General features: G+C 65.9%; 15 protein-coding genes. 13 read left to right on the top strand and 2 right to left on the bottom strand.

Annotated elements, in window-relative coordinates:
• The first annotated feature begins 88 nt into the window (after positions 1-88).
• The 4 genes from P0Y59_11155 to P0Y59_11140 are packed head-to-tail and all read left to right on the top strand — an operon-like array spanning position 89 to position 4,021.
• Positions 89-1,114, top strand: a complete 1,026-nt coding sequence (locus tag P0Y59_11155; protein WEK02204.1) for a 2-dehydropantoate 2-reductase — start codon at positions 89-91, stop codon at positions 1,112-1,114.
• Between the two features lie 4 nt (positions 1,115-1,118).
• A complete protein-coding gene (locus tag P0Y59_11150; protein ID WEK02203.1) occupies positions 1,119-1,703 on the top strand; it encodes a DUF1080 domain-containing protein in 585 nt (194 codons plus the stop codon).
• A 50-nt stretch (positions 1,704-1,753) separates the two neighbouring features.
• Positions 1,754-2,740, top strand: coding sequence for an AraC family transcriptional regulator (locus P0Y59_11145; GenBank protein WEK02202.1), 987 nt, complete (start codon positions 1,754-1,756; stop codon positions 2,738-2,740).
• Between the two features lie 57 nt (positions 2,741-2,797).
• Positions 2,798-4,021 carry an MFS transporter gene (locus P0Y59_11140; GenBank protein ID WEK02201.1) on the top strand — a complete coding sequence of 408 codons (1,224 nt, stop codon included), beginning with the start codon at positions 2,798-2,800 and terminating at the stop codon, positions 4,019-4,021.
• A 54-nt stretch (positions 4,022-4,075) separates the two neighbouring features.
• Here the strand turns inward: P0Y59_11140 and P0Y59_11135 are convergent, their stop codons facing one another.
• Positions 4,076-4,543, bottom strand: a complete 468-nt coding sequence (locus P0Y59_11135) for a DUF3237 family protein (protein WEK02200.1) — start codon at positions 4,541-4,543, stop codon at positions 4,076-4,078.
• A 257-nt stretch (positions 4,544-4,800) separates the two neighbouring features.
• Between P0Y59_11135 and P0Y59_11130 the strand changes: the two genes are divergently transcribed.
• From P0Y59_11130 to P0Y59_11115, 4 genes are all read left to right on the top strand, one after another.
• Positions 4,801-5,586: an enoyl-CoA hydratase/isomerase family protein gene (locus tag P0Y59_11130; GenBank protein WEK02199.1), complete on the top strand. Its 786-nt coding sequence runs from the start codon at positions 4,801-4,803 to the stop codon at positions 5,584-5,586.
• A complete protein-coding gene (locus tag P0Y59_11125) occupies positions 5,586-6,413 on the top strand; it encodes an enoyl-CoA hydratase-related protein (GenBank protein ID WEK02198.1) in 828 nt (275 codons plus the stop codon). The genes P0Y59_11130 and P0Y59_11125 overlap by 1 nt, the downstream gene beginning before the upstream one ends.
• 5 nt (positions 6,414-6,418) lie before the next feature.
• A complete protein-coding gene (locus P0Y59_11120; protein ID WEK02197.1) occupies positions 6,419-7,681 on the top strand; it encodes a MaoC family dehydratase N-terminal domain-containing protein in 1,263 nt (420 codons plus the stop codon).
• A 389-nt stretch (positions 7,682-8,070) separates the two neighbouring features.
• Entirely contained in the window at positions 8,071-9,051 is a 981-nt protein-coding gene (locus P0Y59_11115) for a phosphoribosylaminoimidazolesuccinocarboxamide synthase (protein WEK02196.1), read from the top strand.
• Positions 9,052-9,193: 142 nt separating this feature from the next.
• On the opposite strand, the gene P0Y59_11110 is transcribed toward P0Y59_11115, so the two are convergent.
• Positions 9,194-9,697, bottom strand: a complete 504-nt coding sequence (locus tag P0Y59_11110) for an ester cyclase (protein WEK02195.1) — start codon at positions 9,695-9,697, stop codon at positions 9,194-9,196.
• Between the two features lie 188 nt (positions 9,698-9,885).
• Here P0Y59_11110 and P0Y59_11105 point away from each other — a divergent pair, with 188 nt between their 5' ends.
• The 5 genes from P0Y59_11105 to P0Y59_11085 all read left to right on the top strand — a co-directional run bounded on the left by P0Y59_11105 (position 9,886) and on the right by P0Y59_11085 (position 13,372).
• Entirely contained in the window at positions 9,886-10,356 is a 471-nt protein-coding gene (locus P0Y59_11105; GenBank protein WEK02551.1) for a helix-turn-helix transcriptional regulator, read from the top strand.
• Between the two features lie 48 nt (positions 10,357-10,404).
• Positions 10,405-10,794 carry a hypothetical protein gene (locus P0Y59_11100; GenBank protein ID WEK02194.1) on the top strand — a complete coding sequence of 130 codons (390 nt, stop codon included), beginning with the start codon at positions 10,405-10,407 and terminating at the stop codon, positions 10,792-10,794.
• A 33-nt stretch (positions 10,795-10,827) separates the two neighbouring features.
• Entirely contained in the window at positions 10,828-11,295 is a 468-nt protein-coding gene (locus P0Y59_11095) for a hypothetical protein (protein ID WEK02193.1), read from the top strand.
• A 401-nt stretch (positions 11,296-11,696) separates the two neighbouring features.
• Positions 11,697-12,359: a sigma-70 family RNA polymerase sigma factor gene (locus P0Y59_11090; GenBank protein WEK02192.1), complete on the top strand. Its 663-nt coding sequence runs from the start codon at positions 11,697-11,699 to the stop codon at positions 12,357-12,359.
• Positions 12,356-13,372, top strand: a complete 1,017-nt coding sequence (locus P0Y59_11085; GenBank protein WEK02191.1) for a FecR domain-containing protein — start codon at positions 12,356-12,358, stop codon at positions 13,370-13,372. The genes P0Y59_11090 and P0Y59_11085 overlap by 4 nt, the downstream gene beginning before the upstream one ends.

The following is a 13,372-nucleotide window of genomic DNA, read 5'->3' as shown; positions in this document are numbered from 1 at the left end:
TCGCCCGGTCGAGTGAAGCGCTTGCACAGGCCAGGGCGGCGGGGGCGCCGCCCGGCCCAGGGAACAGCTATTGAGGAGGAGGGACCGGATGCGGGTCGGGATTGTCGGGGCGGGAGCGATCGGTGGATGGCTCGGCGTGCGGCTGGCGCGGCGCGGCCATGAGGTCAGCGTGCTTGCGCGGGGGCAGGCCCTCGAGGCGCTGCGGCAGCATGGCTGGCGGCTCGATATCGGTGGCGAGACCTTGTCCGCCCGGGTAACCGCGTCGGCCGATGCTGCCGATCTCGGTCCGCAGGATGTGGTGCTCATTTGTCTGAAAGGGCCGGCTTTGCCGGTCGTCGCGCCGCTGATCCTGCCGATGATCGCGCCGACGACATTGATCGCGCCGATGATGAACGGCGTGCCCTGGTGGTTCCACCAGGGCGGCGGCGGCGAGCTTCCACCGACTCAATTGCACTCGGTGGATCCGGACGGCGCGATTGCAGCGGCGCTGCCTTATGGTCAGATCCTCGGCAACGTCGTCCAGGCCGCGGCGGCCGTCCAGGCGCCGGGCCATGTCGTCCACAAGGCCGGCAATCGCCTGATCTTCGGTGAGCCCGGCGGAAGGCTGTCACCGCGCCTCGACCATCTCTGTGCCCTGTTCGAGGATGCCGGCTTCGTCGCGGAGCGCAGCGAGCGGATCCGCTATGAGATTTGGTACAAATTGTGGGGCAATATGACCATGAACCCCATTTCGGCGGTGACGGGCGCGACTTGCGACAAGATCCTGGACGATCCGATGGTCGCCGGGCTGGTGCTCCAGGTGATGGCGGAGGCTCAGATGATCGGCGCCCGTATCGGCTGCGCGATCACTGAACGTGGCGTGGACCGCAACGCCGTTACGCGCCAGCTTGGGGCGTTCAAGACCTTGATGCTGCAGGATGTCGAAGCGGGCAGGCCCCTGGAGATCGATCAGCTGCTTTCGGCTCCTCGTGAAATCGCTGGAAAGCTCGGCATCGAAACGCCGATGCTGGACGCGCTGACCGCCATTGCGCGTCTCTTCGCGCAGCAGCGCGGGCTCTATCCCGACCAGACCAGCTTTCGCGCCGGTCGGCCCCTTTCCGCTGTTCGGGCCTGAGCCGATGGTCACGACTTCCCGGCGCACCTTCCTTCTGGGCCTCGCCGCGGTGTCGCTTGCGACACCGACGTCCGCCAAGGGCCGGTTCACCCCTTTGTTCAACGGCCACGATCTCGATGGCTGGACCCCGGTCGGCGACGCCAACTGGACGGTGAGGGACGGCGTGATCTGCGCGGACAAGGGCGGCTTCAGCGCTCTGGTGTCTTCGGCGAGCTACCGCGATTTCGACCTGCGCGCCGAGTTTTGGGTCAGCCACGACGCCAATTCGGGGATTTTCATCCGCTGCTCGGACCGCGACCGGATCAATCCCGGGAGCGCGTATGAGGTCAATATCTTCGACACCCGCCCCGATCCCGGCTACGGTACCGGCGCCATTGTCGATGTCGCCAAGGTCTTCCCGATGCCCAAGGCGGGCGGTCGATGGAACGTGATGGACATCCGCGCGCGGGGCGACGTCTTTTCCGTCGTCTTGAACGGTCGAAAGACGGTCGATTCCGCTCGTGATGCCGCGCACGCCGAGGGCCCTGTCGCGCTGCAATATGCCGGCGGCGTCGTGAAATTCCGGCGTGTCGGGATATCGTTGCCGTGACGCGTACCATCGCCATTGCCATGCGGACGTTCGGCACCTAAATTGACGTAATGCTTGACCTTTCGTCCAGGCCCGCGCCGCTGCCACTCGTGATGGATGCGCTCAGCCAGGTCCTGCAGGACTTTCGCCTGAGTGGCGTCAACTATGGCCGCTGCGAACTCAGGCACCCCTGGAGCATCGGCTTCCCGCATCAGGACCTGCTGCGCTTTCACTTCGTCAGCGAGGGGCCGTGCTTCATCCACACCGAAGCGCAGGGCTGGCAGCAATTGCATGACGGCGACCTGGTGTTGCTGCCGCAAGGCATCGCGCACCGGCTGGCCAGTTCCCCGCATGTTGTGAACGACTGCCTCAAGGATTGCCAGGTGGTCGGGTTGGGCGGCAATGTCTGCGAGGTCGTGCGGGAAGGAACCGGCGCGACCAGTACCCTTTTCTGTGGCTCCATGGTCCTGGATGCCTATGCGCTTCACCCCCTGATCAACCTGATGCCGCCGCTCATCAAGGGCTGTGACGTGGCCGCCAATGATCCGATTATCGGCCCCTTGCTGGAAGCGATGACCGCGGAAGCGTCGCAACCGCGCATGGGGAGCGCGACGATCCTGTCGCGCATGGCCGATTTGCTGACCGCGCGGCTCATCCGCTGCTGGGTCGATTGTACCGGCAGTTCGACCATTGGGTGGCTCGCCGCGATCCGCGACCCCCATCTCGGCCGCGTCCTGGCGGCGATGCACCGCGATCCCGGCCATGGCTGGACTCTCGAAAGCCTGGCCGCGCTGGCCGGCCAATCGCGCTCGGTCTTCGCCGAGCGCTTCAGTGTGGTCCTTGGCGAAGGGGCGGCGCACTATCTCACACGCCTGCGCATGCAGCTTGCGCGGGAATGGCTGGGCCAGGGCGGCCTGTCGGTCGCCGCGGTCGCTGCCCGGCTGGGGTATCAGTCGGAAGCGTCGTTCGCGCGTGCGTTCAAGCGCGTTACGCATGTCTCGCCAGGCGTTGTGCGGCGCACAAATTCTGGACGAATAGCTATGGAATTCGGATCATAGGATACAGATCATCCGGAATGACCCGCCTATGGAGAGCTCCAATTCAGGAGATTCTTCATGTTGGACACGGTAGCCCTGCCATTCGACGATGTAGCGACAGAAAGTGACAGCCCCGCGCCGGTCGAGGCGACATGGGACACAGCGACATGGTTTGCGATCTTGTCGATGGCGGCGGCAAGCTTCGCGTTGGTGTCGGCCGAATTCCTGCCGGCCGGCCTGCTGACGCCCATGGCGCGCGATCTCGGCGTCAGCCAGGGCGTGGCGGGGCAGGTCGTCACCGCCACCGCGTCGGTCGGCGCGGTGACCGCGCTGTTCAGCAATGTGCTGATCGGCCGATTGAACCGCAAGACGGTGCTGGTGGGCCTCAGCGCACTGGCGATCGGTTCCAATATCCTTGCGGCAGTGGCGACCGATTTCTGGCTGCTCCTGCTGGGCCGGGCCGGACTGGGCATCGCCTTGAGCGGCTTCTGGGCGCTTTCGGTCGCGGTCGTGGCACGAGTGGCGGGCGTCAATTCGATCGGCCGGGGCATGGCGATCGTCACCCTCGGCGTCTCGCTTGCCACCATCGCGGCGCCGGCGATGGGCGCGTTGATCAGCGACTGGCTGGGGTGGCGCAGCGCCATGACGATGACCGCGGGACTGGCCGCGCTTGCCATGTTGTTGCAGGCGCTGAGCCTGCCGAGTCTGCCGGCAACCACCAGCAACAGTCTTGCCGATGTGCTGCGGCTGACGCGGCGGCGTGGCATTCAACTCGGCATGCTCTCCATCCTTCTCCTGATGACGGGGCATTTCGCTGGCTCCGTCTATGTCCGGCCCTTCCTCGAACAGGTGACCCTTCTGCCGACGGTGCCCATTGCCCTGGCGCTGCTTGGGTTCGGCATTGCCGCCGTGGCCGGGAATGTCGCCGGCGGCCGCATGGCCGACGCAAATATCCGCATGGCCCTGGTGTCCACCAGCGTGCTGATGGGGCTGGCGGCGCTCGCCCTGGTGCTCGCGGGCGGACATGTCGCGGTCGCCTTCGCCTTCGTGGCGCTGTGGGGCTTCGCGTTCGGTATGGCGCCGGTGGTGCTGCCGACAAACCTGTCCCGCGCCGCGCCCGATGCACTGGAAGCATCGGGCAGCCTGATGGTCGTTTCTTTCCAGGTCGCCATCACGATCGGCGCGGTTGTCGGCGGCTATGCCGTGGACACCTATGGCGCCATTGCGCCGTTGACTCTCACCTTTGCCCTTGCCGCGTCCACCGCCGTCCTGGCGCTGCTCCAGCGCCGGGCGACAGGCTGAGCGGCGTGCGTCGTTTGGGAATGGGCCGTGACGGATGGCTTCCCGTCGTTGATTTCAACGGGTCACCGCGAAGACAGCAAGCCGTACCCGGTCGCCCTCGCGCGCGCCATTGGCGACGAGCTGGGTGCGCGCCATCCAGCTGAGCGGACCGGGGCCGACCTCGATCGTCAGGATCGAGCCGAAATAATAGTTGGCGGGATCGACGCTCTCGCCCGCGCCCAGCTTGCGCATGATCGCCTCGGGGCCATGGCGGTAACCCCGGTTGAGAACCGAGAGAAAGCCGCCGCCGTCCAGCTCGACCAAGAAGCGCGCTTCGATCTCGGTCACGCCATCCGCGCGGATGAGTTGCCAGTCCGACCCGCCGGGCAGGACGGTGCCGGAGAAATCGCGTCCCTTGAACCGGCCGCCGGCAATCGTGCTGACCCGGCGGGCGCCATGCTGCATCGGTCCGGCGAGACGCGCGCCGCCGAGCAGGATCTCGATGGAGCCGGCGGGATCGAGCGAGGCCGAGAGCGCGTGCATGGTGGAACTTTCAGATGGGACCCGGTGGATAGGGGCGGTCACCTACCGGGCGTGGCGCGAACGAGGCTGTGTGCGGTTCAGCAGCTACCGTCCGGCACACCAAGTCGGACCGGCCACCGGGGCGATCCTTGCCTCCGGGCGATGCGGGAGGCTCATGCCAAAAATCGCGCATTGAGGAGGCGATCAGGGCGGGCCAGTCCATAAACCGTCCAAATTCGACGTGGCGTCGATCGCCAGCCCGCGACAGGCTTGGCCCCATGACCCGTGCCTATGCCACCATCCTGGTCGACAAGAGCGACCATATCTGCACCGTTACGCTCAATCGGCCCGACAAGCTCAACTGCTTCAACCGGCAGATGACCGAGGATTTTCGTGCGCTCTGGTTCGACCTGCGCGAGGACGAGGATATCCGCGTGGTCGTGTTGCAGGCGGCCGAGGGCCGGGCTTTCTCCAGCGGTGTCGACGTGCGCGAGGGCTGGCGGCAGACCGACGACAGCCAGCGGCCGTTCGACCAGGAGGATCCCGGCGAATGGCTGGGCCCCAAGAGCCACAAACTGTGGAAGCCGCTGATCGTCGCGGTGCATGGCATCTGCGCCGGAGGCGCTTTCTACTGGCTCAACGAAGCCGATATCGTGATCTGCTCGGAGGACGCCACCTTCTTCGATCCGCATCTGAAATTCGGCAAGATTTCCGCGGTGGAGCCGATCGGCGCGCTCGGCCGCATGCCGTTCCAGGAGATCTCGCGCATGGTGCTGCTGGCCGATGCCGAGCGGATCGGCGCCCGGACGGCGCTGCGGATCAGCCTGGTCACCGAGGTCACCAGCCGCGACGACCTTCAGGTCCGGGCCCGCGCGCTCGCCTCGCAGATTGCGTCCCGTCATCCGGTCGCGGTCCAGGGGTCGGTCAAGGCCCTGTGGGAAGCGCAAAGCCTGCCCCGGCAGCAGGCGGTGTCGAACGCGCTCAAATATGTCCAGGTCGGCAAAGCCATCGCCACCAATGTCGAGCTCGACAAGATGGCAAGCGGCCAGTGGGTGCTGCGCTGATGGCCGACGAAACACCGCTGCTCGAGCACCGCGAGGGCAGGGTGCTGCGGCTCGTGCTCAACCGGCCCGATCGGCTGAACGCGCTCACCGCGGAGCTTCACGACCAGCTGCTCCACGCCCTCGAGGCCGCGGCCGGCGACGACACGATCGGCGCCGTCGTGTTGACCGGCGCCGGCCGCGGCTTCTGCGCCGGCGGCGATGTCGGCGGCGGCAGGAAACCCCCGGTCGATGCCGCCCCGAAACCGCGTGGCGGCGGCATGGAAAAGCACGCCGACCGCCTGCGCCATCATGGCCGCAGCGTGCAGCTGCTGCACACCATGCCCAAGCCGACGATCGCGGCGGTGAACGGCATCGCGGCCGGCGCGGGCATGGCCCTCGCTCTCGCCTGCGATTTCCGGGTCGCGTCGGCCGACGCCGCCTTCAGGACATCGTATCGCAATATCGCGCTCTCGGGCGATCTCGGGATCAGCTATTTCCTCCACCATCTCGTCGGTCCGACCAAGGCTCGCGACCTGATGCTGTTCGATCGCAAGATCGACGCGGTCGAAGCGCAGCGGATCGGGCTGGTTTCCCTGCTTGCCGAGGCAGGCGGCTTTGCGGCCGAGGTCGCAGATCTCGCCGCCGAACTGGCGGCCGGGCCGCCCGTCGCCCAGCGTCATATCAAGCGCAATCTCGTTCTCGCTGCCTGCGCCTCGCTCGACCAGGTCATCGACGCCGAAGCCTATGCGATGGCGCGGTGCGCGCGGACCGGCGAGGCCAGGGAAGCGATCACCGCGTTCCGTGAAAAGCGCGCGCCCGACTATTTTCGCAACGACGATGCTGGATGACCAAGATGGCTGAAGCCGATACGCCGCCGACCGAAGGCGGCAAGATCACCGACGAGGATATCGAGCGGGCCAGGCGCCAGATCGGCGTGCCCAAATTCGCCTTCAACAAACCGTACAACGCGGTCGCCAGTCCCGACATCCTCAGCCATTTCGCGTTCGCTTATGGCGACGACAATCCGCTGTACCACAGCCGCGATTATGGTGCCGGCACACGCTGGCGCGACCAGATCGCGCCGCCGCTGTTCCTCCACTCGACCGGCACCAACCTGACGCCGAAGCCCGATGCCGAGACCAAGGCGCTGTTCAAGGGACTCTTCCGGGGGGTCGGCAAATATTATACCGGGGTCGAATGGACCTGGTGGCGCCCGGTCTATCCCGATGAGCGGCTGCTGTACGAGCGCGTGACCTCGGAGGTGATCGTGCGCGAGAATTCCCGTTTTTCCGGCGGGCGGACGGTCACCGAGATCTATCGCGATCTCTATGTCGATCGCGCGGGCTCCCCGGTCGGCAAGCGCGAGGAAGCCTATCTCAGCGCCGAGCGCGAAGGCACCAAGAAGGCGGGCCGCTATGCGGGCATCACCCGCCAGACCTATACGCCCGACGATATCGCGAGGATCGACGAGGTCTATGCCGCCGAGCAACGGCGCGGCGCCGAAACGCGCTTCTGGGAAGATGTGGCGGTGGGGGATGAGCTCATCCCGCTCGCCAAGGGGCCGATGACGATGGTCGAGGTCATCGCCTTCCATATGGGCTTCGGCCTCTCGTCGAGCGGCATCGGCCCGCTCCGCTACAATTGGCGGCAGCGGCAGAAGATGCCCGGCTTCTTCGTCGCGGACGATTACGGCGTGCCCGACGTGGTCCAGCGCGTCCATTGGGATCATGCGCGGGCGCAGGCGCTCGGCCTGCCGACCTCGTACGATTATGGTCAGATGCGCACCAGCTGGCTGATCCATCTGGTGACTGACTGGATGGGCGACGATGCCTGGCTGTGGAAGCTCGAATGCCGCTCCAAGGCGTTCAACTACATGGGCGATACGACCATCTGCTCAGGCAAGGTGATCGCCAAACGCGAAGAGGGACCGCACCGCGTCGTCGACCTCGAGCTTGCCGGCACCAACCAGCATGGCGATGTGACCGCGCCGGGATCGGCGACCGTCATCCTGCCGTCGCGCGAAACCGGGGCGGTGATTCTCCCCGTGCCGCCGATCGACCTGGCCGGGCGGGGCGCAGCGATGCTGCACGACGCGGCCGCCCGGGCGAGAAAGTGATGCCGGGCGCCATCCGCCGGGCGTGCGGCGGCGGTCATCAGTGTCGCGCCGCGTCGCCGGACCGGGAAGTCAGCCGATCGCTCCGGCGATGATGGGATAGCGTTCTATAATAGAGCCGTTTTCGGTCTTTGCCGGTGACGATGCCAGCGGACATGCCTCTGGTCGAGCCGGGTAGCCGAGGCGCATGTCCAGGCCCTTTCGGGCTAAAGGCTTCGGCGCATGTCTCAAGACATGTTCCTCGATCCCGGCCGTCCCCCGGCGGCGCGCCATCCGTGCGTCCCGGGCAGGGGGCGGGAGGATCCGGACGGTTTGAAGGCCGCATTTCGTCCCTGACAGGGGCAGGTGCCACCGCTAGGAGGCGGACAGATTTGCCCGTTCAGGATGTGCGCATGCCCTTTGGTGATCTAGCCGCCTTCGCGTCGCGGACGCTCGACGACGCCGTCATTCCCGAGCTGCCGCATCACTATCGCGGCAAGGCCCGGGACAATTACGACCTGCCCGATGGCCGCCGCGTGATCATCGCCTCCGACCGCCTGAGCGCGTTCGACCGGATCCTCTGCGTGGTCCCCTTCAAGGGGCAGATCCTGACCGGGACGGCGCGGTTCTGGTTCGACGAGACCGCGGGGATCTGCGCCAACCATGTGCTGGACTATCCGGATCCCAACGTCCTGATCTGCCGCCGGCTGGACATTCTTCCGGTCGAGATCGTGGTCCGCGGCTATCTCGCGGGAGCCACCGACACCTCGATTCTCACCCGCTACAAGGCCGGGCAGCGGACGATGTACGGCATGACCTTGCCGGAAGGCCTGCGCGACAATGAACATCTGACCGCGCCGATCCTGACGCCGACCAGCAAGGCGATGGACGGCGGTCATGACGAGCCGCTGACACCAGCCGAGATTCTCGAGCGCGGATTGCTCACCGCCGGGCAATGGGAAGAGCTCAGCGCGACGGCGCTGGCGCTGTTCGCGCGCGGTCAAGCGCTGGCGGAGGAGCGGGGCCTGATCCTGGCGGACACCAAATATGAGTTCGGGGTCGATGGCGACGGCAAGATCGTTCTCGCCGACGAAATCCATACCCCCGACAGCAGCCGCTATTGGCGCGGGGCGACCTATCAGGCGCGGTTCGAGGCCGGCGAGAGGCCTGACAGTTTCGACAAGGATATCGTGCGTTCCTGGGTGGCCTCGCGTTGCGATCCCTATCGGGATCCCGTCCCGCCAATCCCCGAAGATCTGATTCTCGGCACCACGGCCATCTATGCCGAGGCGTTCGAGACGATCACCGGCGCTCCTTTCGCGCCGGATCTCGGGGGAGGGACGGTGCTGGATCGGATTCGCGCCCGGCTGACGCCGCTGTTCACCACCGCATGATCGCCTGCACATTTCCATAGGCTGCCCCCGACGGGACGTTCCGGGCAGGGCGCGTGATGATCGCCAGGCCGGACGGGGATGGCATCCTTCAGCCCGGCGATCCCCCCGACGCGACCGAGGGTTGGCCACGCGCCGTCATGGGCTAGGTCGCCGCTGGTCCCCTGAGTTGGGCGAGGATGCCGGCGATATCGCCCATGCCCCAATGTTCCACGATCTTTCCGTCCTGGACGCGGAAGATATCGCAGGAGGTGAAATGCAGCTTTCGGCCGGTCGGAGCGACGCCGAAATACGGGCCTTGATGGGTGCCTTCATAGACGAAGCTCGCCGCCACCTTGTCGCCGGCCACGACCTGCGTCTCGATATGGACCATGAGGTCCGGCATGCCGGCCAGGCGTGCCCTGAAATAGGCGACCGTCCCCTGTTTGGGCGGGATACCCTTGGGCGAGGTCGCGGCGGCGCTGAGTTGATGATTGATATAGTCGTCGGAAAACAGGGCGGCGAAGCCCTCGATGTCATGGGCGCTAAGCCGCGCGGCGAACTGCTCGGCTGCGCTGCCTGGCGTGAGCGCCGCCCGGACGGTGCCGGGTATCGCCGCCGCACCAGCAAGCAATGCCCCGCCGACAATGACGTTTCTGCGATCTTGCATCATCAGGTGCTCCTAGCGTTGGACCCACGGATTGGGAGACAAAAAGGCGGGAACAATCCAAGACGCGTCCTTGGCCATTCAGGCGCTTTGTCGATGGACCGTTGCACGAACTCAAGGCCAGTCGGCGGCATGGCGGCGGCGCACCTGCGCTTACTCAATGGGCCGCCAGGCCCTATGAGCGTATCGATATGAATGCCCGTGCGCTTACCGATAGAGAGAAGGAATGCCTTCGGCTGCTCCTTCATCCGATGAAGGCGAAGGACATCGCCCGCGTCACGGGACTGTCGATCCATACCGTCAACGAGCATCTGAAGTCGGCCCGGCGCAAGCTGGAAACCACCGACAGTCTCACGGCCGCGAAGATCCTTCGGGCCCGCGAAGGCACCCCCAAAATTTCGGATACCACGGAATCGGGATCGCCACCCGACTTCGATTCCGGCCAAGCCGGACCCGCCGAAACCTTGGCGGAAAGCGTGGGTTTGGGACGCGGATCGCTCTTCCTTCCCTTTGCCGGCAACGGCAGGCCGTGGAACGATCTTCGTCTGCAATGGCGGATTGCGTGGCCGCTCCTCCTCCTCGGCGTGATCGCGCTGGGGGCGGGAGCGATCGTCGCCGGAGCATCCGAGCTATCGCAACTCGTCATCGCGCTTTCCCGCTGACTCTTATCAGCCACGCAGGTCCGCGGCGGGCCTGGGAAAGGAATTCCTATGTCGTTCGTGGAAATGCGCCAGAAGCAGATTCGCCGTCGTGCCCTGGCAGGAGAGGTCGTAACCCACCTGTCGAGTTTCGAGCGAGATCTGAGCCGCGCCCTTTCCAGTGGTTCGCGGCTGATCGGTTTCCTGCCCGAGGCCCGCACCGAAGCACATTTGTCCGATCTGGTCGGGCAGGAAGCGATTCAACAGTTCCTCGCCTCGATCAGCCTGATTTCGCGGGCCATGGAACAGGCGGCCGATGGCCATCGCAATCTCGACGGAATCCGCCGCGATCTGCGCATTCCTGAATCAGCTGGCGGTGACAAGATTCCGCTACCCCGCCCCGGGTTCCATGGCGGCCTTGACGATGGTGCGGGCCGTATCGCCGATGCGATCGCCTGTTGACGGCGCCGTCGCTCATGAAGATCGCTACGCCCGATGATCAGGCTCCTCGTCTTCAATCTCTTCTATGTCACGGCTTGCCTGTTTGCGCTTGTCCGGGGCGGTTCACCCGAACGTATCGGGGCAGCGATCCTGATCGCCGATTTCGAATTGAGCCTGTTTGTCGTGGCGCCGATGTCGCACCGTTTCAGCGGCGTCGAATGGCCGATGTTCGGGGTGGATATTGCGGCGTTCGCCGCGCTGTATCTGCTGTCCATTTTCTCGACACGCTTCTGGCCGGTCTGGATGGCAGCGCTGCAAGGCTGCGTCGCGGCGTCCCATCTGGTGGGATTCCGCCACGACATCGTGGCCTGGGCGTACGGCACGATGGTCGCCGCATGGTCCTATCTGTTGCTGGCGATCCTGATGATCGCGACCTGGCGCCACAGGCGGCGTCTCGCCCGGTTCGGCATCGATCCTTCATGGTCGTCGCAACTGCCGGACACTTATCGTCGACAGCGATAGAGGCGCTCACCACCGTCGGTTCCGCCGGCATGTGACCGGCACGCTCTTCCCCATCTCCATCTCCAGCGGCCGGGTGGCCGAGGCGTATGTCCAGGCTTCCGGGCTAAAGGCCTCGGCGCGTGTCTCAAGCGCGCTCCTCGACGCCCGGCTTTCAGGCGCAACGGAATGTCTCTGCTTGCAATGTCGACGGCGTTCGATACCCTCGCGGACGCGTCGTGACGAGCGGCGCACGAGGCGTGGAAGCTGCGCTTCAGGAAAAATCGACCGGAACGCTTCTGCGCCCGGACGGCCACCGCGAATGTCCAGGCTGATGTCAGCTAAAGGCGATGGCGCAGGTTCCGAGCTGGCTTCCTGTATCCGGCATGGCCGGACGCTCTCCGCAATGGAGGCGGTCCCATGGCATGGGGCAGGACTGTCGCGCGCGTCGCGTGCGGCGGAAGAACACGCGGCGCGGGCATCGCGCGACGCGCGCCATGATGCGCCCGCACACGCTGATCGGCAGCGCGATCGCTGCGGGCGATCCGCTGCCGCCCGAGGACCGATACGAGCAGGACCGAGGCGAGCCAGGCCGGGCATCGTTGCTCGGCATGCTGTATCGCACCCATCGCAACCGACTGCTTCGCTTTGTCCGACGCAAGGGGAGGGGCGAAGATGCTGAAGATATCGTCCAGCAGGCATATTGCCGCGTCGCGGGGCTGGGGCAGGGCAACCTCGACATGATCGACACGCCCGAGGCCTATCTCCTGAAGGCGTCCGAGAATCTCGTCCGCGACGCGGCGAGGGCACGCGCGCGACATGCGGCCGACCAGCATGTAAGCGACGATGATGTGCCGCTCCAGGGGCATGACCAGATTGCGGCGCTCGAGGCGCGCGACGCCCTTCGGCGTATCGAAGCGGCGTTGGCGCGCCTGAAACCGAGGACGCGCGAAATATTTCTCGCGCATCGGATCGATGGTTATAGCTATGCGGAAATTGCCACGCGCACCGGACTCAGTATCAAGACGGTCGAGATGCACATGACCCGCGCCATCACCTATCTTCATCGTCAGCGGATGGGCCAGTGAGCGACGGCGCGACGCCGGGGCCGTCGCCGCGGACCGCTCTCGAGTGGTTCACGGCGATGCGCGGGCCGGACGCCGGTCATCAACGAAGCGCTTTCGAGCAATGGCTTTCGGCACCCGGGAATGCCGAGGACTATGCGGAGGTGGTCGCGACTTGGGACCAGACCATGTTTGTCGCCAACACCGCGATGGGACGGGATCGCAATCTCGATCGGGCGCGATCGCGGCGCCCTCTCGCGCTGATCGCGGCCGGCCTCGTCGCGCTCGCCGCCATTTCCGGCGGTTACTATGCCTTGCGGCATGAACGGTTCGGGGCGGGGCCGATGCAGCAATCCGGTGCCGTCGACATCGTCGCTGATCGCTTGGCACGCCGAACCGTGCGCCTTGCCGACGGATCGCGGGTGACGCTCGACCGCGACGCGGCGGTTCGAGATCTTGGCTCGGCGAAGGAGCGGCATCTGCTCGTGTTGCGGGGCCGTGTTCGCTTCGATGTCGCGCATGATGCCGATCGTCCGTTCATTGTCGATGCGGGCAGGGGGCGCGTGATCGCGCATGGCACGATCTTCGACGTGGCGCTGGAGGGAGAGAATGTCCGTGTCGCCCTGGTGCGCGGATCGGTCGAGGTCCGCCGTCGGGGTGACCCCGGATCACCGGCGGAACGGCCGCGCTTGCTGGCACCGGGCGAACAGCTCGTCGTCCGGCACGACCGGCTGGACGAGCCGACCCGGGCGGATTCCCATGCGCTCGCCTGGCCTGATCCGATGATCAGCTTCGATGGCGAGCTGCTGTCGCAGGCGATCGAAACCTTCAACCGTTCGAGCCGGCGCAAGATCAGGCTGGATGCCGTGGCGGTTGCCGGCGAGCGGCTCTCCGGTGCGTTCCGACGCGACGATCCCGAAGGCTTCGCCGAAACGATCGCGGTCAGTTTCAGCCTGGCGGTCGATCATGGCGCGAGCGGCGCCATCGTGCTGCGGCCCGGCCCGGCGGAGGCAGGGGAAAAAATAGTCACAGGGTAA

Origin of the sequence: Candidatus Sphingomonas phytovorans, assembly GCA_029202385.1 — a bacterium.
In the GTDB taxonomy this organism is placed as follows: Bacteria; Pseudomonadota; Alphaproteobacteria; order Sphingomonadales; family Sphingomonadaceae; genus Sphingomonas; species Sphingomonas phytovorans.
The sequence above is the reverse complement of the archived record's forward strand: the minus strand, read 5'-3'. Positions and strand labels throughout refer to the sequence as shown.

Coding starts and splice junctions, on each gene's coding strand:
- P0Y59_11115 (WEK02196.1), top strand. CDS start 8,071: ATGCCCTTTGGTGATCTAGCCGCCTTCGCGTCGCGGACGCTCGACGAC.
- P0Y59_11145 (WEK02202.1), top strand. CDS start 1,754: ATGCTTGACCTTTCGTCCAGGCCCGCGCCGCTGCCACTCGTGATGGAT.
- P0Y59_11120 (WEK02197.1), top strand. CDS start 6,419: ATGGCTGAAGCCGATACGCCGCCGACCGAAGGCGGCAAGATCACCGAC.
- P0Y59_11095 (WEK02193.1), top strand. CDS start 10,828: ATGATCAGGCTCCTCGTCTTCAATCTCTTCTATGTCACGGCTTGCCTG.
- P0Y59_11090 (WEK02192.1), top strand. CDS start 11,697: ATGGGGCAGGACTGTCGCGCGCGTCGCGTGCGGCGGAAGAACACGCGG.
- P0Y59_11125 (WEK02198.1), top strand. CDS start 5,586: ATGGCCGACGAAACACCGCTGCTCGAGCACCGCGAGGGCAGGGTGCTG.
- P0Y59_11110 (WEK02195.1), bottom strand. CDS start 9,697: ATGCAAGATCGCAGAAACGTCATTGTCGGCGGGGCATTGCTTGCTGGT.
- P0Y59_11140 (WEK02201.1), top strand. CDS start 2,798: ATGTTGGACACGGTAGCCCTGCCATTCGACGATGTAGCGACAGAAAGT.
- P0Y59_11100 (WEK02194.1), top strand. CDS start 10,405: ATGTCGTTCGTGGAAATGCGCCAGAAGCAGATTCGCCGTCGTGCCCTG.
- P0Y59_11155 (WEK02204.1), top strand. CDS start 89: ATGCGGGTCGGGATTGTCGGGGCGGGAGCGATCGGTGGATGGCTCGGC.
- P0Y59_11105 (WEK02551.1), top strand. CDS start 9,886: ATGAATGCCCGTGCGCTTACCGATAGAGAGAAGGAATGCCTTCGGCTG.
- P0Y59_11135 (WEK02200.1), bottom strand. CDS start 4,543: ATGCACGCGCTCTCGGCCTCGCTCGATCCCGCCGGCTCCATCGAGATC.
- P0Y59_11130 (WEK02199.1), top strand. CDS start 4,801: ATGACCCGTGCCTATGCCACCATCCTGGTCGACAAGAGCGACCATATC.
- P0Y59_11150 (WEK02203.1), top strand. CDS start 1,119: ATGGTCACGACTTCCCGGCGCACCTTCCTTCTGGGCCTCGCCGCGGTG.